Here is an 18,939-nt window from a genome sequence, read left to right on the forward strand (position 1 = left end):
AAAGTTTGCTGTAGAATGAAACCTTATATCCTGTTCATCCGTATAGTAAAGTATTATATAGTGTTCAGGAGTTGATTTCATGGTTTTATTGATTCGCGTGTTCATTATAGCTCTTGTCATTTACTTATTTTATGTAGGTATTCGCTATTTGACGGATGCTAAGCGGAAACTGGATGAAGCGCATGAAAAAGAGCAATACTATTTTTATGATGATGTGAAAAATATCCGAAAAAATTTCTTCATCACGTATAAAGGTGCATTATTTGAAGGCGAGAAGTATTTAGGCACGACAACAGATTCATTCGATGTCATATCCATTTTCATCTGGGTAAAGGACGAGTCTAAACTGCAAGGGATGTCAAAGGAGGACTTCTATTTTTTAGAATCCGAGGTCAAAACTAATTATCCACACGCCGAGATCAATTGGAAGAATCCTATCGAGCAGTTAATGAAATCATAATTCTTTAAAGGAATAGCGCATATGGGCTATTCCTTTTTTAAAAGGTAATAGAAGTCGGCAATTTAACACCTGACGCGGCAAGCAGGATTACAACGTCTAACATTGCGAATAACAAAAAACCGATTCGAAAAGCAGTCTTTCTCGTTTTATGACGAAATATTTGCATGCCGAAGTAGGCACCGACACCGCCGCCTAGTAGTGCGAGTAACCAAAGATTCCTTTCTGGAATACGCTTTTTTTTCTTTTGTGCTTGTTTTTTATCAAATCCCATAGCTGCAAATGCCCATATAGAAAGGATTGCCATATAAATCATCAGGGTTTGTGCCAACTTACCCACTCCTTCACATAGAAAAACCGCTCCGTTTCCATATAAGAATGAAAACGAAAGCGGCTTTTAGTTCATCTTATTTTGCAACCGATTTTTTTGCAGTTTCTGCAAGCTGTGCAAATGCTTGTGCATCTGTAACAGCAAGATCTGCAAGCATTTTACGGTTAACATCGATGCCAGCTACTTTCAAGCCGTGCATTAATGTGCTGTATGAAAGGCCATTCATACGTGCAGCCGCATTGATACGTGTGATCCATAGTTTACGGAAGTCACGTTTCTTTTGACGACGGTCACGGTATGCATAGTTATAAGATTTCATTACCTGTTGGTTAGCAACCTTATAAAGTCTATGTTTTGAACCAAAGTAGCCTTTTGCTAATTTCAATACTCGTTTATGACGCTTGCGCGTGACTGTTCCACCTTTTACGCGTGGCATAGTGCATTACCTCCTGCTTATCCTGTAAGTGTGTGTTGTTAGAATTCATCCAGCGAGTTCTACCTGTATTACTTCATGTTTGTTAGCATTTCACGAATTCGCTTGTAATCGCCTGAAGAAACTAGTGCAGATTTACGAAGGTGACGTTTTGCCTTCGTTGACTTGTTTGCAAAAAGGTGACTTGTATACGCACGGCCGCGTTTTAATTTACCAGATCCAGTTTTTTTGAAACGTTTCGCGGAACCGCGGTGAGTTTTCATTTTTGGCATGTTCTGTTCCTCCTAAATTGTTCGTGTTACTTTTTTTCGGCAAGCGGTGCAAGTATTAAGAACATGCTCCGGCCTTCCATTTTTGGTTTTACTTCAACAGTTGCGACTTCTTTGCAAGCTTCTGCAAAGCGATCGAGCACACGTTGGCCAATTTCTTTGTGCGTGATCGCACGGCCACGGAAACGAATCGAAGCTTTTACCTTGTCCCCATTTTCGAGGAACTTGATTCCGTTACGAAGTTTCGTTTGGAAATCATGCTCATCAATTGTCGGGCTTAGCCGAACTTCTTTCAAATTGATGATCTTTTGATTTTTACGAACTTCACGCTCTTTCTTTTGCTGTTCGAACTTGAACTTTCCATAGTCCATAACACGAGCTACTGGGGGCTTCGCTTGTGGAGCGACAAGAACAAGGTCCAGGTTCACTCGAGCAGCAATATCCAAAGCTTCATTACGTGTTTTGATACCGAGTTGCTCACCATTGTGATCAATTAAGCGTAGTTCACGTGCTCGGATACCGTCATTTACGTACATGTCTTTGCTAATAGTAATCCACCTCCGAATGTTGTCTCGTGAATACACGTATTGGGTATGTCGAATAATCCGATCCCACAGGTCCATTCATTTTACGAAATAAAAAAAGTAGACAAATGTTATTTGTCTACCCGCGTAAGTAATCTATGCAATGCATGCATAGAAATTCACTCATGTGCCAACCTGTCAACAACTTTATTGCGTCGATCAGGTGAGAAGCGGGTAGCCTCTTCTTATACCACAAACTGTATTCATTTAACCTTATTTACTTTATCATGTTTTGGATAACGTGTCAACAACTAGGTTTGAAACTTGTTATCGAATGCACATTTTAGATTCAAAAGAATTCAACTTTCATAGTATAGCTCACTCGTGAATATTTGGCAACTATTATTTTCTTAAGCAAAAAACAGCAAAAATAAGTAACGTTATTGAAATCACTTCGGCGCTTGCGGATGGCTCCCGCGATGAGCCAGTCAGGAAGTGCACCTGTCTGTCCCATCACTCCGCCTACCGCTGGTAAGGCGCCTTCGTTTAGTGAGTGAAGGCCCTAGGTATATATTTTTGCACATTGGCTTCTGACTACTAAATCGGTTGCCGAAGTTTCCCCAACTTTAAACACTTTTCTCACTAGTTTTACCACACTAGCGAAGCCGCAACTGCGGGGTCAGCCGAAGCCAGGAGACAGCTAGCGCTTTTTGCTAGTTGGCTCTTGGCGGGAGGCAATTCCCCAGCGGCGTAGCGGTGCCAAAGCACAACATGTACTCTGTCTAGGACACACTGGTATTCGAGCAACGGAACAAAAAATGAGTAACGTCATTGAAACTACTTCGGCGCTTGCGGATGGCTCCCGCGACGAGCCAGTCAGGAAAAGCGCCTGTCTGTCTCATCACTCCGCCTACCGCTTGTAAGGCGCCTTCGTTGAGTAAGTGAAAGCCCCGGGTATATATTTTCGCTCATGGGCTTCTGACTACTAAACCAGGTGCCGGAGCTTTCTTAGTTTTAAACAATACACTTATTAGCTTCATCACACCAGCAAAGCCGCAACTGCGGGGTCGGCCGAAGCCAAGAGACAGCTAGCGTCCTTTGCTAGTTGGCTCTTAGCGGGAGGCAATCCCCCATGCCAAAGCACAACATGTACTTCGTCCCGGACACACTATAAGTCGAACGACGGCACAAAACTAATTGTCCAGTTAGAGAAAGCAAACCCCTAAAAAGATTTAGTCTTTCTTCACGTCTTCCTGAATCAATTCCAAGAACGCTTCGAAAGACATGCTTTCGGATTTTTGTTCACCATACTTCCGGACATTGACCTCACCGGACTCGACCTCTTTATCTCCAAGGACGAGCATATAAGGTACTTTTTGAACTTGCGCTTCACGGATTTTGTAACCGATCTTCTCATCACGGCTGTCTACATCGACGCGGAATCCAGCTGCTGTCAATTGCTCTTTCACTTGATTTGCATAGTCGAAATGCACTTCAGGCGAGACCGGGATCACTTCTACTTGAACAGGTGCAAGCCAAGTTGGGAAGGCTCCTTTATACTCTTCAATTAAGAATGCAACGAAACGTTCCATTGTGGATACGACACCACGGTGGATGACGACTGGACGATGTTGTTTCCCGTCTTCGCCAATGTACGTTAAGTCGAAGCGTTCAGGCTGAAGGAAATCGAGTTGTGCCGTAGAAAGTGTTTCTTCCATGCCGATAGCTGTTTTCACTTGAACATCCAGTTTCGGACCATAGAATGCGGCTTCGCCTTCTTCTTCTGTATAAGGAAGCTCTAACTCATCCATTGCTTCTTTCAGCATGGACTGTGCGCGTTCCCACATTTCATCATCATCAAAGTATTTCTTTGTATCCGCGGGATCACGATATGACAGACGGAACGTATAATCTTTAATATTAAAGTCTTTATACACTTCGATAATTAATAAAATTACATTTTTCAATTCTTCTTTAATTTGATCAGGACGAACAAAGATATGCGCATCGTTTAACGTCATTCCGCGTACCCTTTGCAAACCGGAAAGTGCCCCAGACATTTCATAACGATGCATTGTTCCAAGTTCAGCAATTCGAACAGGTAAGTTCCTGTAAGAGTGAATACCATTCTTATAGACCATCATATGATGAGGACAGTTCATCGGGCGCAGGATCAGGCTTTCATTATCCATTTCCATCACCGGGAAGATGCTGTCTTGATAGTGGTCCCAGTGTCCGGATGTCTTGTATAAATCTACACTTCCCAAAACAGGTGTATAGACGTGATCGTAACCCAGTCTTTCCTCTTTATCTACAATATACCGTTCGATGACTCGACGAATTGTAGCGCCTTTTGGCAGCCATAGCGGCAAACCTTGTCCTACTTTTTGAGAGTTCGTAAAAAGGTTCAGTTCTTTACCGATTTTACGGTGGTCACGCTCTTTCGCTTCTTCCAATAAACGCAAATGCTCTTTCAGTTCATCTTTTTTGAAGAAAGCTGTTCCGTAAATACGTTGAAGCATTTTATTGTCAGAGTTCCCTCTCCAATAAGCGCCCGCAATGCTGAGCAATTTGAACTCTTTTAGTTTACCGGTAGACGGTACGTGAATTCCACGGCAAAGGTCGAAAAACTCGCCTTGTTCATAGATTGAGACTTGTTCACCCTCGGGAATTGCTTCAAGAAGTTCCAATTTATATTCATCATCAATTTCTTTGAAACGTTTTTCTGCTTCTTCTCGTGAAACATCATGACGCACAATAGGAAGATTTTCACCAATGATCCGTTTCATTTCTTTTTCTAATTCTGGTAGATCCTCTGCTGTGATCGGCGTCGGTGAATCGATATCATAGTAAAATCCGTTTTCAATAACCGGACCGATTCCAAGCTTCGCGTCAGGAAACTTACGTTTGACAGCTTGTGCTAAAAGGTGAGCAGTACTATGACGTAAGATTTCCAATGCTTCGTCTGAAGTTGGTGTCACGATACTGATTTCCCCATCTTCATGGATCGGAGTTTTCAAATCGATTAGCTGATCTCCAATTTTCCCTGCCAATGCACTTTTTCGCAATCCAGGACTGATAGACCCCGCAACATCTTCTGTTGTTGTACCATTTTCAAATTCCTTTACTGCTCCATCCGGAAATGTTAAATGAATGTTTTCTGCCATTTTGCCATACTCCCTTTCTTTTTTTGAACACAAAAAAGCCTCATCCCTAAAGGGACGAGGCTTGAGCTCGTGGTTCCACCCTTCTTCCTTCTGTTCGCATTTGCGAATAGATGAAGCTTTCGATCGGCTAACGGGCCGTTACCGTCATCAGCTACTATATTCACTGATGCTGCTTGGAGGTGGTAAATTATTTTTCCTGCCTGCAAGGGTTTCAGCCATGCCCCTACTCTCTGAAAGGTGAAAAAGTAACTGTTGTCCTCTTCGATGCATTTTGACAAATTATTTATATTGAACTGAGTAATAGTATAAAAAAGTCTGAGCGGAATTGCAAGTTTATTTTCTTATTTCCTTAATTTCATAACCAAAATCCGATGAAATGGCATAAGTAAAGTTTAGCGGCGACACGAGATTTATGCTGCAGACGGGACGCTTTAAGCCTTAATAAAAAACATTATATAACATCAATCCCGCCAGTTTTTACCGCCCAGTTTGAGCGGAGTGCTGACCATGCGAATTCTTTCCATGAGCCGGCCTGCTTTCATCGGTTCCTTTTCACCGCGCTGAGATGTGGTCAAATGATGTTCGAGCACATCGTAATCGAAATTGGATGTGAAGAAGACAGGCAATTTTTCGGCCATTCGATATTGCAAGATGGTACCGAGCACTTCATCTCTGGTCCAGCTTGACATCGTTTCAGCACCGATATCATCCAACATTAATATCGGAGCTTTTTTGACGAATTCCACTTTTTCATCCAATGTCTGGTTTTGGATAGATTGCTTCATTTCACGTAAAAACTCTGGGACGTATACAACGACTGTTTGAATTTTACGTGTTGCCAGTTCATTCGCCAAAGCGCCTAATATGAAGGACTTCCCAACTCCATAATCTCCATACAAATACAAACCGCGTTCAGGAATCTCACCTGTGGAGTCAATCGTGTTCAAAAAATTCTTCGCAACCCGCATGATTTGGACACGGCTGTCTTCAGTTTTAAAATCGACATTTGACAGTCGAGCTTCCATCACATCTTTTGGCATATACATGCTATTGACCATTTTCGATACATTTCGACGTTCATCGTCAAGTTGCTTGGTCGGACAGACGACGTAGTCCAGGTCGATGAGACGCTGTGCGATTACCAGTTTGGGTTCGAATCCTTTCATGACATTGACGCAGCCTTCTAGGTTTGGACAGCGTTCACAAGCATGCGAGGCGGTTGAGAACTCATACAGTTTCCCTAAACTGCGATTCACTACTTCTGTATTGATTTCGTCTGAATGTTCACTGATGAATTGCTGGACAGCAATGTCTTCTAGCACTTCTTGCCGAAGTTCCTCGTATTTTGCAGCCAATGAAGGAGCATTGACCACCCGCTTCATAGCATCTCCGATTCGTTCCAATTATTTCACCTCTGTTTCTTGAATCCCCAGTTCCTTCATTAATTTCCGTCGTTCTTCCTCTACGTTAAAATCAGAAGGCGTTTCTGCTTTTTTCGATTTATTGGTACGTTTGGTAAACCATTCAGGCACTTTCTCTTCTCGAATTGGTTTTCGTGTACCTGTATTCGGCTGTTTTCCTTCTTTTAGCCACTTCATATATTTATCATGTTCTTTTCGTGCAAGCTCAAGCGCTGTCTTGACATCCTCTACTTTTTTACTTGCCCAATGAGAGGCAATGCGTTCTGCAAAGCCTTTCGTAATTTTCATATCGTTACGCAACATGATGTATTGGAACAACGCATTTACAACACCAATTGGAAACTCGTGAGTCAGAATAAGTTCTTCTGCTAAATTAATATCGACTGATAATGGTTCTTTGTCAGTAATCTGCCTTAGCATATCAATTGTAGAAATATTTTCTAAATAATAAACCAACTCTTCTTCCCGACTCAAGTCTTCTGGCATTGGCTCATCATTTACCGGTAAAGCGAATGCTTTCTTTAAACGAGGCGGCACTTTCGAGCGGTTCATCTTATAAAATTCAGCGGCGGCTTTTCGCGCCCGCTCCTCTGTAACTTGATGGTTTTCGTCCATTGCAATCATCACAACTTTTTGCATATCCAAAGGCGTCAATGTATATAAAAAAGAAAGTTTTGCTATCATTTCCTGGGAAATACTGCGAAGTGAAGACTTCGGAATCATTTGTTCAGACAGTCCGCTATAAAATAACTCGAAGTTGAAATCTGACATATAAAAAGGGATTCCAGGGGCAACTGTTTTCCCTTGAAACTCCAAGCCATATGTTAACTCCATAGCCTGATCCCCTCTTGCAGGCTGAAATACATCTAAAAAAGTACGGGAAATGTCTTGATACATTTCTTCATTGATTGATTCTTGAAGAAACCGGCTGCGTAGTTGGCGATATGGCTGTTCACCTATTTTACTGAATAAAAAAGTGGATAATAACGGATCGTGAAAGAAAGAAGGCGCATCTAGCGGCGGCAGTAACTCGTATAGAAAAGAGCGGTTCTCCATCTCAACTGTTTTTTTATAAGTCCGAAGCAATCCAATCGCCTCTAATGAAATTCTCGCTTCAAAAATTCTTTGAAGTGGGAATGATAAGATATTCATTAAATAGTAATGAGTATGCTCTTGGGCCTCCATATTTTCAGCATCCGTCCAAAGTGTCAAAAACAAACTGACAGCCTCTGAACCGATGAGTGGCTGATAAAACAAAGTGATCATCTGCCGGTCATAAACGGAAAAAGGATGCGCTAGTTTTACTTGGAAGGAATCGACAGGCTGTAGTTCTGTATAAAGCATTATGACAATCTCCTCCTCCTCTGGTTAAACAATTTACTCTTGTTGGTCTTTCCTGCTTTGTAAATGCTGTAATTCATCTATGAACACGGTGATATCTTTGTATTGCCGATAAACAGAAGCGAAGCGGACGTATGCAACTTCGTCTACGTCAATCAACCGTTCCATCACCATTTCACCTACTTGATCGGAGTCTATTTCTACGATCCCTGCACTTCGCAGCTCTTTTTCAATCGAGATAACAATACCTTTCAATTTTTCTATAGGGACGGCTCGCTTTTCACAGGCACGAATTAAACCTCTAAGCAATTTTTCACTGCTGAACTCCTCGCGCGTTGCGTCTTTTTTGACGACAATGAGCGGGGTATGTTCTACTTTTTCAAAAGTCGTGAAACGATAACTACATTTTTCGCATTCACGTCTTCTACGAATTGAGCGATTTTCTTCTGCCGGACGCGAATCGATAACGCGTGTTCCATTGTAATGGCAAGCTGGACATAACATAGTCGGTTCCTCCGCATTTTTAATTGGTACCTTTCATTATAACAGAAACTGCCGGTACAACAACAGAAGGGTAATGAAAAACACTTCACCGATTATGGTGAAGTGTTCGCTCTGCCATTATGAAATTACTTTATTGTCCAAAGCAGCTGCTACTTTTTTAGTTAATTGGACTACGCGTGCTGAATAGCCCCACTCATTGTCATACCAAGCAAGTACTTTTATCTTACGATCCCCCATTACCATCGTGGAAAGACCGTCAATCGTTGCAGATTCTGTTGTCGTGTTGAAGTCGATAGAAACAAGCGGTTCCGTCGTGAAACGCATGATACCTTTCAATGGTCCATTTGCTGCTTTTAGAAATGCATTATTCACTTCTTCAACAGTCACATCTTTTTCTACGTCTACAACTAAGTCTACAAGTGATACGTTCGGTGTTGGAATACGTAATGCCAAGCCATGAATTTTCCCTTCAAGTTCAGGAAGGACTAAAGATAATGCTTTCGCTGCTCCAGTTGAAGTTGGGATAATTGACTCGCCGCAAGAGCGAGCACGACGTAAATCTTTATGTGGATTATCCAAATTTTTCTGGTCATTCGTGTAAGCATGTACCGTTGTCATTAAGCCATTCACAATACCGAATTCATCGTTCAATACTTTTGCTACTGGCGCCAAACAGTTGGTCGTACAGCTGGCATTCGAAATAACGCTGTGTTTTTCAACGTCCAATTTGTCATCGTTAACACCAAGTACTACTGTGACATCTTCATTTTTACCAGGAGCCGTCAAGATTACTTTCTTTGCTCCAGACCCTAAGTGAAGTGCTGCTTTTTCACGCGAATTAAATACACCTGTTGATTCGATCACGATGTCTACGCCGAGTTCTTTCCACGGCAGCTTTGATGGGTCGCGTTCAGAAATGAGTTGTACACGTTTGCCGTCTACAATGATGGCATTTTCTTCAGTTTGAATGTCACCGTCAAACACACCGTGAGTGGAATCATATTTTAATAGGTGAGCAATCGTTTCTGCTGGATATGTCGCGTTTACGGCAACTAAATTAACATCTTCTTCCTTGATGATTTGACGGAATACCATCCGTCCAATACGGCCGAGTCCGTTAATTGCAATTGTAGTAGTCATGAAAGGGATCCTCCTGCATGTATGTTATACTTATTATCTTTTATCGTTAATTAGTATAACACATATTACGATTTAGCCAACACTATTAGATGTTTATTTTAAAAAATAAATTTTCTAAATATACGAAAGAAATACTACTTACAAACACGAACGAACTACGGATATTATGCGGTACCGTCGGGTACTCCTTATAAAGGCGTCGCTTGCCAGTCAGCTAGTATCTTTTCTAACTGTTTTTCAGTTTCTTCTATCGTGCCATTATTATGGATGACTGCGTCAGCACTTGATTCTTTGATGTCCATGTCAAGCTGGGAGGCGATTCGTGCATCTGCCTCTTGTTCTGACAATTCATTACGTGCGATTAGACGCTGTTTTTGCAGTTCTTTAGTGACAGAGACGACTAGAATCTTTTCTACATAGGAATGCAATTTGCTTTCAAAAAGCAATGGGATGTCCATAATGACAGTTTGATAGCCTTGCTGCAGATATTGTTCCTTCTGGCTTACCATTTCCCCTCTAATTGCCGGGTGCATGAGTTCGTTTAATTGGACGCGTTTATTTTCATCATGAAAAATTAGTGCACCTAGTTGTTCGCGATTGAGTGATCCGTCTTTTTGAATAACATCACTGCCAAATGCATGTTGAATTTCATTCAAAAGAGGACTTCCTGGTTCAACTACTTGGCGGGCGATGACGTCTGCGTCGACAATAGGGTAACCTTTTTCACGCAGCATGTTGGCCACTGTGCTTTTGCCGCTGGCGATACTACCTGTCAATCCAATGATCACTTCTATCACTCCTCATTTTTGACAAGCAGGACAATAGACGGAAGTCCTTCCGGCAATCTGCTTGCTTTTCGTAGGCGTTTCGCACGTACTGCACACTTTCTTTCCGTACATATGCAATCGATTTTGCATTGTTCCCGCATTGCCGTTGACAGAACGATAATCCGAAATCGTGCTGCCCCCTGCATCTATGCTCTCTTGCAGCACGCGGACAATTTCATTGAACAGCAGAATTTTGCGTTTTCTGCTAATTCTTTCCGCGGCTCGCGCTGGATGAATATTCATATGAAACAATGCTTCTGTTGCATAAATATTGCCACAGCCTGAGATCACTTTGCCATCCATGATCACTTCTTTGATCGCTTTACTTTTATATTTTGTGGATTCCGCCATTTCGAGAAAATGATCTAGCGCTTCCTCTGAAAATGGCTCTGGTGCCATATCTAGGAGAGGCGGAAAATCTTCTTCTGATTGTAAAAGACGCATCTCTCCGAATCTGCGGATATCCGAATAAATAAGTAAACTGCCATCTTCCATCTCCAAAAAGATATGAGCATGTTTACGAAACTTCTCTTCTGCAATTCCATTTAAAGAGTCGACGACAAACCAAGCACCCGTCATCCCTAAATGGCTGACGAGTAGATACGACTGCTCTTGCTTCTTCAGATGAAAATAAATATATTTACTGCGCCGGACGATCTTCTGAATGTGCATAAGTTCCATATCTTGAAGAAAGTCCTCTACAGTTTTTCCTTTAATAATCGTTTCTTTACCAGCTGATTTTGAAGTTACGACCGTATCGGACACGGAAAGCCCTTTGATCGTCCGTCCTTCAACAAGCGGCGCGAGATCTCGCACCACTCCTTCTACTTCGGGTAGTTCCGGCATGTATATCCTCTCACTTCGTTTCGTACCAGGACTTGCCATGATTCCAATCGACTTTTAATGGAACATCAAGCTGAAGTGTTTGTTCCATGACTTCCGGTACGATTTCTTTTAGTCTTTCTAATTCTTCCACAGGGGCTTCAAAAATCAATTCATCATGTACTTGCAGCAGCATACGTGTTTGCAATTGTTCTTTTTCAAGTCGTGCGTCCATATCAATCATCGCTTTTTTAATGATATCCGCCGCAGTCCCTTGAATCGGTGTATTCATTGCAGTCCGTTCTGCAAAGCTGCGCAAATTAAAGTTAGAGCTCGTAATATCCGGCAAGTATCGGCGTCTATTAAGCAAAGTCGTCACATATCCCTTTTGCTTGGCATCGGCAATACTGTCATCCATATATTGTTTTACACCCGGGAAACTAGCCAAATACGTATCGATAAATTCCCCTGCCTCTTTACGCGTAATATTCAAGCTTTGCGACAATCCATAATCGCTTATGCCGTAGACAATTCCGAAGTTGACAGCTTTGGCTGCACGGCGCATATTGCTGTCGACATCCTCTTCACTTACGCCGAATACATCCATCGCAGTTTTCGTATGAATATCCGCGCCTTGCTTGAAGGCCTCGATCAATTTCTCATCCTGCGAGATATGAGCTAATACACGCAACTCAATTTGTGAATAGTCTGCAGCAAACATAATCCATTCAGGTTCGGAAGGAATAAATGCTGCCCGTATTTTGCGGCCTTCTTCCAAACGAATCGGGATATTTTGCAAGTTCGGATTGATTGAGCTTAAGCGACCTGTCTGCGTCAGGGCTTGCTGGAAGCGCGTATGAATTTTTCCATCTTCGTGAATCTCTTTTGAAAGTCCATCAATATAAGTCGAATTCAACTTACCAAGCTGACGATACAGTAGGATATGCTGAATGATTTCATGCTCATTCTCTAGCTTCTCCAAAACATCGGCTGCTGTCGAGTAGCCTGTTTTCGTCTTCTTAATCGGTGTCAGGCCAATTTTCTCAAAAAGAATTACACCGAGTTGCTTTGGCGAATTAATATTGAATTTCTCTCCCGCCATTTCATAGATGTCCTTCTCAATCAATGCTAGGCGTTCGGACAATTGTTGACCAATTGTTTGGAGTACGTCCAAATCGGTCTTAACTCCAGTCACTTCCATCTTACCTAGAATTTTCGCTAATGGCAGTTCAAGCTCATGAAATAATTCTTGTTGCTCATTTTCTTCCAACTGCTTGGATACGACTGGGTACAGCTCCCACACAGCATGCGCTTTTCTTGCGACATGCTCTGCAAGTTGTTCTGCAGCAGGAAGTGATCTTTTTGCACCTTTGCCAAAAACCGCTTCATCGCTTTTAACTCCGTGGTATCCGAATGAACGCGCAATCTCTGCTACTTCTCCTGTCGAAAAAGAAGGATTAACGATATATGCTGCCAGCATGAGATCAAAGTCCGTGCCGTTCAGCTCCATGCCAAGCCTCGCTATCGCCGCATAGGCTGACTTGGAATCAGAAGCATATTTCAATGTCGCATGGTCTTCCAGCCATTCTTTAAGCACAGCCGAAGATGCCGCTACATTAGTCGGAACGAAATAGGTATTGGTTTCATTCGACAGGCCAATCCCTAAAATAGACGCTGATAAATAATTGTCTCCATCGATTTCCACATGGATAGACATTGTATCCGTCAACATATCGGCAGTCACTTCATCGACAGTTTGAATTTCTATTTCTTCAAGGTGTTGCACTTCAACTGGCGCATCCAATTTTTCGAGAAGCGAATTAAATTGCAGCTCTTTGTAAAGCTGGATGACTTCCTCTTCATTTCGACCTGCAAAATCTAGATCTGCTAAAGATACTTCGATTGGCGCATGCACTTCGATCGTTGCCAATTCTTTACTCATGAACGCCTGCTCTTTATTCGTCACTAAGTTTTCTTTCATTTTTTTGGCGGTAATTTGATCGATTGATTGGTAAACATTCTCTACTGAACCATACTCTTTCAAAAGCTTTAGCGCAGTTTTCTCCCCAATTCCCGGAACACCTGGAATATTGTCGGACGCATCGCCCATCAAGCCTTTCATATCGATGATCTGCAATGGCTCAATGCCATATTTTTCTTCAATATGCTGAGGAGTGTATTTTTCAAGATCCGTAATCCCTTTTCTCGTAATACACACCGTTGTCTGTTCGTTTGCCAGTTGGGTCAAGTCCTTGTCTCCAGAAATGATGACCACTTCTGCTTTCGCTTCACTACACTCCCTGCTCAATGTACCAATGATGTCATCCGCCTCATAAAGATCGAGTTCATATTGCTCGATGCCAAATGCCTCAATCAATTTACGGATATAGGGAAATTGTTCGGAAAGCTCGGGCGGCGTCTTTTGTCGGCCTCCTTTATATTCTGTAAAAGTGCTGTGCCGGAACGTTGTTTTACCCGCATCCCAGGCCACCAAGACATGTGTCGGCTTTTCATTGTCCAGAATCGTTTCGAGCATCATCGTGAAGCCATATACAGCATTCGTGTGGATCCCTTTATCATTCGTCAGTAAGGGTAAAGCAAAAAAAGCTCGATACGCCAAGCTGTTGCCGTCCAGTAAGACTATTTTCTTTTTCGTCAAAATCTATCCCACTCCTTTAAGTATCTTCACAATTAATCATCCAGCTGCAAGCGCCAGCCTCTCGGGACACTTCAGTCTTAAAGATAAAGGCAAAAAGCGCCTTTATTTTAAAGCTTCCAGTGCCTGTCGAGGCTAGACGGCGCTTTCCGCTTTTGAATTAAAAACACGTCATTTTCATTTAGTTTACCATTCGGCAACTGTAAATGAAAATGACGCACTTATTATTATTGTAAATATCCAGTTAATAGCTTCGCATATGGTGAATCGGATGGAAGGATGATTACCGTTTCGTCATTCACGATTTTCGAATAAGATTGAAGCGTTCGATAAAGCTTGTAGAATTCAGGATCTTTCGAGAAAGCTTGGTTATAGATTTTTGCAGCTTCTGCTTCCCCTTGTGCTGTCACAATGGCTGCTTCTTTTTTTGCTTTCGCCAACATTTCCTGTACTTCTCGATCCGTTTCTGCTTCGATTTTACGTTTTTCCGCGTCCCCTTCCGACAAATAGGATTGTGCGGTCGATTGACGTTCTGAAATCATGCGTGTGTATATGGATTGCTCGTTCTCTTCAGGTAAGTCGATGCGTTTCATTCGGACATCGACGACTTCGATTCCAAAGTTTCCTTCAGCTAGGAAGTCATTGACCTTCTCTGTAACGCGGTCGTTTAAACTTCCGCGTCCTGAGTTTTCGTCATTGACGACATCCACGTAATCCAGGCGCCCCATTTCATTTCGGACTACTGAATAAATGAATTCCTCCATCCGTGCTTCCGCGTTAACGATGTTCCGGGCGTTTGAAATCATCTTTGCAGGATCTGTGATGTGCCAGACTGCATAGTTGTCGATGATGATCCGCTTTTTATCCTTAGTAGTGATTTCTGCTTCCTGCACGTTATACGTCATTTGGTTTTTAGGCAAAGTCGAGACACTTTGAATAAATGGTATTTTCATATTAATACCCGGGTCTTTGACGATCCTGGTAATTTCACCGAACTGACGAACGACCCGGTATTCATTCTCTTTGACGATGAACAAATTGGAAAGCAGGATGACCAGCACAGCAAATGCGGCGGTCAGCATTACGATTAATTTCGTATAACGTTTGATATTGACTGTTTTTTTCGGTTTGATAACTTTTACTTTAGGATCAGTTGCCGGTCTTTTCTGATCGGTTTTATTTTTCTCATTTTCACTCATTTTCTTCATCGCTTCTTCTATTTTTTTGAAAGGATTTTGCTCGTTACTCATGATGCTTTCTCTCCTTTCTCAGCTTGCTGCTCCGACTCTTTAGTCTCTACAGGCGGGGCTTGCGGCAACTGTTGAATAGGCAAATACTTCATTGTTTCTCCGCTATCGTTCATGATATAAAGATTTGCTTTAGGTAAGACTTGTTCAAGCGTTTCGAGGATCAGACGCTCTCGCGTAATTGCTTTGCTTTTCGCATACTCGGTATATAGATCACTGAATACCGCTACATCCCCTCGTGCTTGTTCAATACGTGCGGTCTTCTTACCTTGTGCTTCGGATTTGATCGCGTCACGTTCACCGATCGCTTCTTTTGTTTTCTGGTTTTCATATTTCTTTGCTTCGTTAATTTTCGTATTCTTCGTTTCCCTTGCATCAGTCACGGCCGTAAATGCAGCACGTACTTCAGCATTTGGCAGTTCTACATCTTGCAGTTTTACGCCTTGAACGGCAATTCCAATGTCATAACTTTCCACCAGGTTCGTTAATAAATCGCGTGTTTTAGCCTCTATTTCTGCCTTTCCATCCGTTAATGCTGCATCGATAGTCGAACTGCCGATGACGGAGCGAATGGAAGCAGAAGCTGCATCCCGCAAAATTTCAATTGGCTCTTCAGCATTGAAAATATATTTTTTGGGATCGACAATTCGCCATTGAACGGTTAGATCGGTGAGTACTATGTATTCATCACCTGTAATCATTTTCGTTTCCTTATCGACAATCTCACCACTTTTGTCTTGTTTGTAGCCAAAGTGGATACTATACGTTTCTTTAGATAAAATTTCAGCCCGTTGAATCGGCCACGGTAGTTTGAAGTGCAAGCCAGACTCCACGACTGGTTCACCCGCTTGACCAAATGAAATCACGACGGCTTGTTCGGATTCGTCAACGGTATACCATGTCGTAAATACGATTAATAAAAGCAATAATCCGGTGATGACTAAGCCCAGTGTCACGAGGATTCGTTTTGTGCCCATAATTGTTCCTCCCTTTTCTCTGTATGGTTACTTTACGGAACAACCGGCAATTTAGTTTCAATGAAATAGAGAATTGTCTATCATTGTTTAGATTCACTTACTGGAAGCTGTACTTTAAAGGTGGTGCCGATCCCTATTTCACTATCAACCGTAACAGATCCGTTATGTGCTTCTACTATGTGTTTAACAATTGCCAAACCAAGTCCCGTACCGCCCGATTCCCTGCTTCTCGCACGATCGATACGGTAGAAGCGCTCAAACAAGCGTGGCAGCTCAGAAGATGTGATGCCCATTCCTTCGTCACTGACATCAATATTGACAAAGTCAGATACTTCCTGAACCGATACAGTAATCGTAGTTTCCTCTCGTGAATAGGCAATAGCGTTATTCAGCAAATTGACCATCACTTGTACAAGACGGTCGTGATCCGCAGGGATTATTAATTGTTGCGGCATATTTAATACAACTTCCATATCTTTTTTCTGCAACTTGGTTTGAACAATTTGGATAGATTGCTTAATAACTTCAATCATATTTACAGGTTTACTCGTAATTTCAAAACTTCCGCGTTCCATACTCGACAAACGAAGTAAATCCTCAATTAGCAATTGGAGCCGATTACTTTCTTTGTAGATGATTTCAAGAAATTCTTTTTTAAGCGCAGAGTCTTCAAGTTCCCCATCCAATAGCATCTCAGAAAATCCTTTAATTGATGTGACAGGGGTTTTCAATTCATGAGAGACATTTGCAACAAAATCTTTACGTATTTGTTCAAGGTGAATCAACTCCGTAATGTCATGCATGATGACAACGATCCCTAGCCAATTCCCATTTTCCCCAATAACTGGAGCGCCGTACACTTCCAAATGAACTATATCGCCTTCCAAACGAATTTTTGATTGGAATGAGCGTACTTCTTCCGTTAAAAAAATCGCTTCAATTTCCTTCTCAATATCTTCTGGTAATCCGATATCTTTATAAGTCTTCCCCATTAGATCTTCGCCAGTTCGATGAAATGTTTCTTCAAACACACGGTTTACAAGATTGACAGCGCCTTGCCGACCAAATACAAGAAGACTGCTGCCGATACTGCTGATCAATGTCTTAAGTCGTTCTTGTTCCATTGCACGCAGAATCGAATTCTCTTGCAGATTCCTGGCTATCTGATTGATTGTGATCGTCAACTGCTGATTCATATGACCATCCTCCACTTGAGCTCTCGCTAAGTAGTTACCTGAAGCCAGCTGATGAGCGATATCCGTAAAATGGTCGATGGGTTGAACGTATTGCTGGAGTAATTTTGCCATCACAAACATCATGACGATGAATACTAATACAAGTGTAAGTAAAAGAAAGACCCAATACGTTTGTTGAATGATTGGGTCTACATCTTCTGCGAATAAGTGAAAAAATTGACCTAGGATAATTCCAAGTACAATTAATAAGATGGATAAAATTATCGCAGACGCAGCGAGCAGGCTCGAATAATAGTTCTTCATTTAAATTTGCTCTCCGAATTTATAGCCTACCCCTCTCATCGTTTTGATGTAACGAGGCTTTCTTGTATTTTCTTCGATTTTATCGCGCAGATGGCTGACATGGACGTCCACGATTCTCGTATCGCCCGCAAAATCATAATTCCAGACAGCTTGAAGAAGCTGATCACGTGTGAGTACACGGTTGGTATGACGCATGAAATAGACGAGCAGCTCAAATTCCTTAGGTGTGAAATCTAATTGTTTTTTATCGAGATAGACTTCAAAACGCTCAGGATAGACGACTAATTGTCCTGCTTCTAGAACTTCTTCTTTTGTTTTTTGGACCCTTTTTTCGCCGGTACGCCGAAGAACCGCCTTTACCCGAGCTGCCACTTCGCGTGGACTGAAAGGTTTTGTCATATAATCATCTGCCCCCATCTCAAGACCGATGATTTTGTCCATCTCTTCGCCTTTTGCGGTCAGCATTATGATCGGAGTTTCAATATCTTGCTTTCTCAGCATTCTGCACACTTCTATGCCCTCAATTTTAGGAAGCATCAAATCTAAAATAATCAAATCGGGCTCTTCATCTAAAACGAGTGATAGAGCTTGTTCACCGTCACTGGCCAAGATTGTGTGATAATTCGCTTGCTTAAGAGTAAATTCTAATAGTTTTTGAATCGATTGTTCATCTTCTACGATCAATACCTTCTGTTGTTTAGTTTCCATTAATAACTCCTTTTTTCGACAATTGTTCGGTGTTTGTTTTTTCAGGCGTCTTGACGACTACTTCCCCACTCATGACACACTCTCCCTCGTCATCGATCGCATCTACTGAAATCGTTACTTGATTTGTTGCGAGCTCCAACTTAGTAATTTCCAAGAAAAACTCGACAATCGCATAGTGATATACCGGCTTTGGAAAATGTAGTTGTTGACGGATGATGTGCGCGCCCGGGCCAGGCAAGTGCTTTGAAACTGCAGCTGTCACGATACCCGTCAACATAATCGGCGGCACAATCGGCTGTCCATAAATGGTCTCAGCTGCATAGTCATGCTGAATATACAGCGGATTCGCATCATTTGTCAGCCCTAAATAGAGCATTAAGTCTTTATCCTCAATTTTCTCAGTAAGGCTTAGCCTCTCTCCAACTTCCAACTCGGCCATTTCTTTCCCAATCGTTATACGTTTACCTTTCAACAAAGAAATCCCCCCTAGTATGCTTCCGGATTATTCAGTAAAGCGAACGAAGATCTATTCAATTAGTTAAAGTATAGCAATCTCTTTGCGAAAAATCGAGTTACATAAAAAAACGAGCAGCTTCATTCGCTGCTCGTTTCTTCA

At 42.0% G+C, this 18,939-nt stretch carries 18 protein-coding genes and 1 other annotated feature; of the genes, 1 reads left to right on the forward strand and 17 read right to left on the reverse strand.

What is annotated here, in order from left to right:
- Nucleotides 1–79 precede the first annotated feature (79 nt).
- On the forward strand, nucleotides 80–460 hold the full coding sequence (locus MKY93_RS10665) for a sigma-w pathway protein ysdB (protein WP_340759045.1): 381 nt from the start codon (nucleotides 80–82) through the stop codon (nucleotides 458–460).
- Between the two features lie 37 nt (nucleotides 461–497).
- Here the strand turns inward: MKY93_RS10665 and MKY93_RS10670 are convergent, their stop codons facing one another.
- The 17 genes from MKY93_RS10670 to MKY93_RS10750 all read right to left on the reverse strand — a co-directional run bounded on the left by MKY93_RS10670 (nucleotide 498) and on the right by MKY93_RS10750 (nucleotide 18,798).
- Nucleotides 498–788 carry a DUF1294 domain-containing protein gene (locus MKY93_RS10670; protein WP_246602670.1) on the reverse strand — a complete coding sequence of 97 codons (291 nt, stop codon included), beginning with the start codon at nucleotides 786–788 and terminating at the stop codon, nucleotides 498–500.
- A 76-nt stretch (nucleotides 789–864) separates the two neighbouring features.
- Nucleotides 865–1,224: a 50S ribosomal protein L20 gene (gene rplT, locus MKY93_RS10675; RefSeq protein ID WP_009497644.1), complete on the reverse strand. Its 360-nt coding sequence runs from the start codon at nucleotides 1,222–1,224 to the stop codon at nucleotides 865–867.
- A 68-nt stretch (nucleotides 1,225–1,292) separates the two neighbouring features.
- Nucleotides 1,293–1,493, reverse strand: coding sequence for a 50S ribosomal protein L35 (rpmI, locus tag MKY93_RS10680; RefSeq protein ID WP_009497645.1), 201 nt, complete (start codon nucleotides 1,491–1,493; stop codon nucleotides 1,293–1,295).
- Between the two features lie 26 nt (nucleotides 1,494–1,519).
- Nucleotides 1,520–2,026, reverse strand: coding sequence for a translation initiation factor IF-3 (infC, locus tag MKY93_RS10685; RefSeq protein WP_040759255.1), 507 nt, complete (start codon nucleotides 2,024–2,026; stop codon nucleotides 1,520–1,522).
- 1,220 nt (nucleotides 2,027–3,246) lie between these two features.
- Nucleotides 3,247–5,181: a threonine--tRNA ligase gene (gene thrS / locus MKY93_RS10690; protein WP_009497647.1), complete on the reverse strand. Its 1,935-nt coding sequence runs from the start codon at nucleotides 5,179–5,181 to the stop codon at nucleotides 3,247–3,249.
- 47 nt (nucleotides 5,182–5,228) lie between these two features.
- Nucleotides 5,229–5,455: a binding site (T-box leader), on the reverse strand.
- Between the two features lie 187 nt (nucleotides 5,456–5,642).
- Nucleotides 5,643–6,584: a primosomal protein DnaI gene (dnaI, locus tag MKY93_RS10695; protein WP_340759046.1), complete on the reverse strand. Its 942-nt coding sequence runs from the start codon at nucleotides 6,582–6,584 to the stop codon at nucleotides 5,643–5,645.
- Nucleotides 6,585–7,946 (reverse strand): replication initiation and membrane attachment family protein, encoded by a 1,362-nt coding sequence (locus MKY93_RS10700; RefSeq protein WP_340759047.1) that lies wholly within the window; start codon nucleotides 7,944–7,946, stop codon nucleotides 6,585–6,587.
- Between the two features lie 33 nt (nucleotides 7,947–7,979).
- Nucleotides 7,980–8,447 (reverse strand): transcriptional regulator NrdR, encoded by a 468-nt coding sequence (gene nrdR / locus MKY93_RS10705; RefSeq protein ID WP_009497650.1) that lies wholly within the window; start codon nucleotides 8,445–8,447, stop codon nucleotides 7,980–7,982.
- A gap of 117 nt (nucleotides 8,448–8,564) precedes the next feature.
- Nucleotides 8,565–9,587: a glyceraldehyde-3-phosphate dehydrogenase gene (locus MKY93_RS10710; RefSeq protein WP_340759048.1), complete on the reverse strand. Its 1,023-nt coding sequence runs from the start codon at nucleotides 9,585–9,587 to the stop codon at nucleotides 8,565–8,567.
- 188 nt (nucleotides 9,588–9,775) lie between these two features.
- Nucleotides 9,776–10,375, reverse strand: a complete 600-nt coding sequence (coaE, locus tag MKY93_RS10715) for a dephospho-CoA kinase (protein WP_340759049.1) — start codon at nucleotides 10,373–10,375, stop codon at nucleotides 9,776–9,778.
- Between the two features lie 12 nt (nucleotides 10,376–10,387).
- The gene (mutM, locus tag MKY93_RS10720; RefSeq protein ID WP_340759050.1) at nucleotides 10,388–11,260 is read right to left on the reverse strand and encodes a bifunctional DNA-formamidopyrimidine glycosylase/DNA-(apurinic or apyrimidinic site) lyase; all 873 of its coding nucleotides are present in this window, start codon (nucleotides 11,258–11,260) and stop codon (nucleotides 10,388–10,390) included.
- A gap of 10 nt (nucleotides 11,261–11,270) precedes the next feature.
- Nucleotides 11,271–13,895 (reverse strand): DNA polymerase I, encoded by a 2,625-nt coding sequence (gene polA / locus MKY93_RS10725; RefSeq protein ID WP_221836444.1) that lies wholly within the window; start codon nucleotides 13,893–13,895, stop codon nucleotides 11,271–11,273.
- A gap of 224 nt (nucleotides 13,896–14,119) precedes the next feature.
- Nucleotides 14,120–15,142: a protease modulator HflC gene (hflC, locus tag MKY93_RS10730; protein WP_340759051.1), complete on the reverse strand. Its 1,023-nt coding sequence runs from the start codon at nucleotides 15,140–15,142 to the stop codon at nucleotides 14,120–14,122.
- Entirely contained in the window at nucleotides 15,139–16,116 is a 978-nt protein-coding gene (hflK, locus tag MKY93_RS10735; RefSeq protein ID WP_078816873.1) for an FtsH protease activity modulator HflK, read from the reverse strand. Before hflK ends, hflC begins: the two co-directional genes overlap by 4 nt.
- Before the next feature lie 80 nt (nucleotides 16,117–16,196).
- A complete protein-coding gene (gene pnpS, locus MKY93_RS10740) occupies nucleotides 16,197–17,615 on the reverse strand; it encodes a two-component system histidine kinase PnpS (RefSeq protein ID WP_078816874.1) in 1,419 nt (472 codons plus the stop codon).
- A complete protein-coding gene (locus MKY93_RS10745) occupies nucleotides 17,616–18,323 on the reverse strand; it encodes a response regulator transcription factor (protein WP_340759052.1) in 708 nt (235 codons plus the stop codon).
- Entirely contained in the window at nucleotides 18,313–18,798 is a 486-nt protein-coding gene (locus tag MKY93_RS10750; protein WP_009497659.1) for a MaoC/PaaZ C-terminal domain-containing protein, read from the reverse strand. Before MKY93_RS10750 ends, MKY93_RS10745 begins: the two co-directional genes overlap by 11 nt.
- Nucleotides 18,799–18,939: the final 141 nt, after the last annotated feature.

Source organism: Sporosarcina sp. FSL W7-1283 (genome assembly GCF_038003105.1).
Taxonomy (GTDB): Bacteria; Bacillota; Bacilli; order Bacillales_A; family Planococcaceae; genus Sporosarcina; species Sporosarcina newyorkensis.

Excerpts from the sequence above, each read along its gene's own strand:
- MKY93_RS10665 (WP_340759045.1), top strand. The coding sequence starts at position 80 with ATGGTTTTATTGATTCGCGTGTTCATTATAGCTCTTGTCATTTACTTA.
- rplT (WP_009497644.1), bottom strand. The coding sequence starts at position 1,224 with ATGCCACGCGTAAAAGGTGGAACAGTCACGCGCAAGCGTCATAAACGA.
- rpmI (WP_009497645.1), bottom strand. The coding sequence starts at position 1,493 with ATGCCAAAAATGAAAACTCACCGCGGTTCCGCGAAACGTTTCAAAAAA.
- infC (WP_040759255.1), bottom strand. The coding sequence starts at position 2,026 with ATGTACGTAAATGACGGTATCCGAGCACGTGAACTACGCTTAATTGAT.
- thrS (WP_009497647.1), bottom strand. The coding sequence starts at position 5,181 with ATGGCAGAAAACATTCATTTAACATTTCCGGATGGAGCAGTAAAGGAA.
- MKY93_RS10700 (WP_340759047.1), bottom strand. The coding sequence starts at position 7,946 with ATGCTTTATACAGAACTACAGCCTGTCGATTCCTTCCAAGTAAAACTA.
- nrdR (WP_009497650.1), bottom strand. The coding sequence starts at position 8,447 with ATGTTATGTCCAGCTTGCCATTACAATGGAACACGCGTTATCGATTCG.
- MKY93_RS10710 (WP_340759048.1), bottom strand. The coding sequence starts at position 9,587 with ATGACTACTACAATTGCAATTAACGGACTCGGCCGTATTGGACGGATG.
- mutM (WP_340759050.1), bottom strand. The coding sequence starts at position 11,260 with ATGCCGGAACTACCCGAAGTAGAAGGAGTGGTGCGAGATCTCGCGCCG.
- hflC (WP_340759051.1), bottom strand. The coding sequence starts at position 15,142 with ATGAGTAACGAGCAAAATCCTTTCAAAAAAATAGAAGAAGCGATGAAG.
- hflK (WP_078816873.1), bottom strand. The coding sequence starts at position 16,116 with ATGGGCACAAAACGAATCCTCGTGACACTGGGCTTAGTCATCACCGGA.
- pnpS (WP_078816874.1), bottom strand. The coding sequence starts at position 17,615 with ATGAAGAACTATTATTCGAGCCTGCTCGCTGCGTCTGCGATAATTTTA.
- MKY93_RS10745 (WP_340759052.1), bottom strand. The coding sequence starts at position 18,323 with ATGGAAACTAAACAACAGAAGGTATTGATCGTAGAAGATGAACAATCG.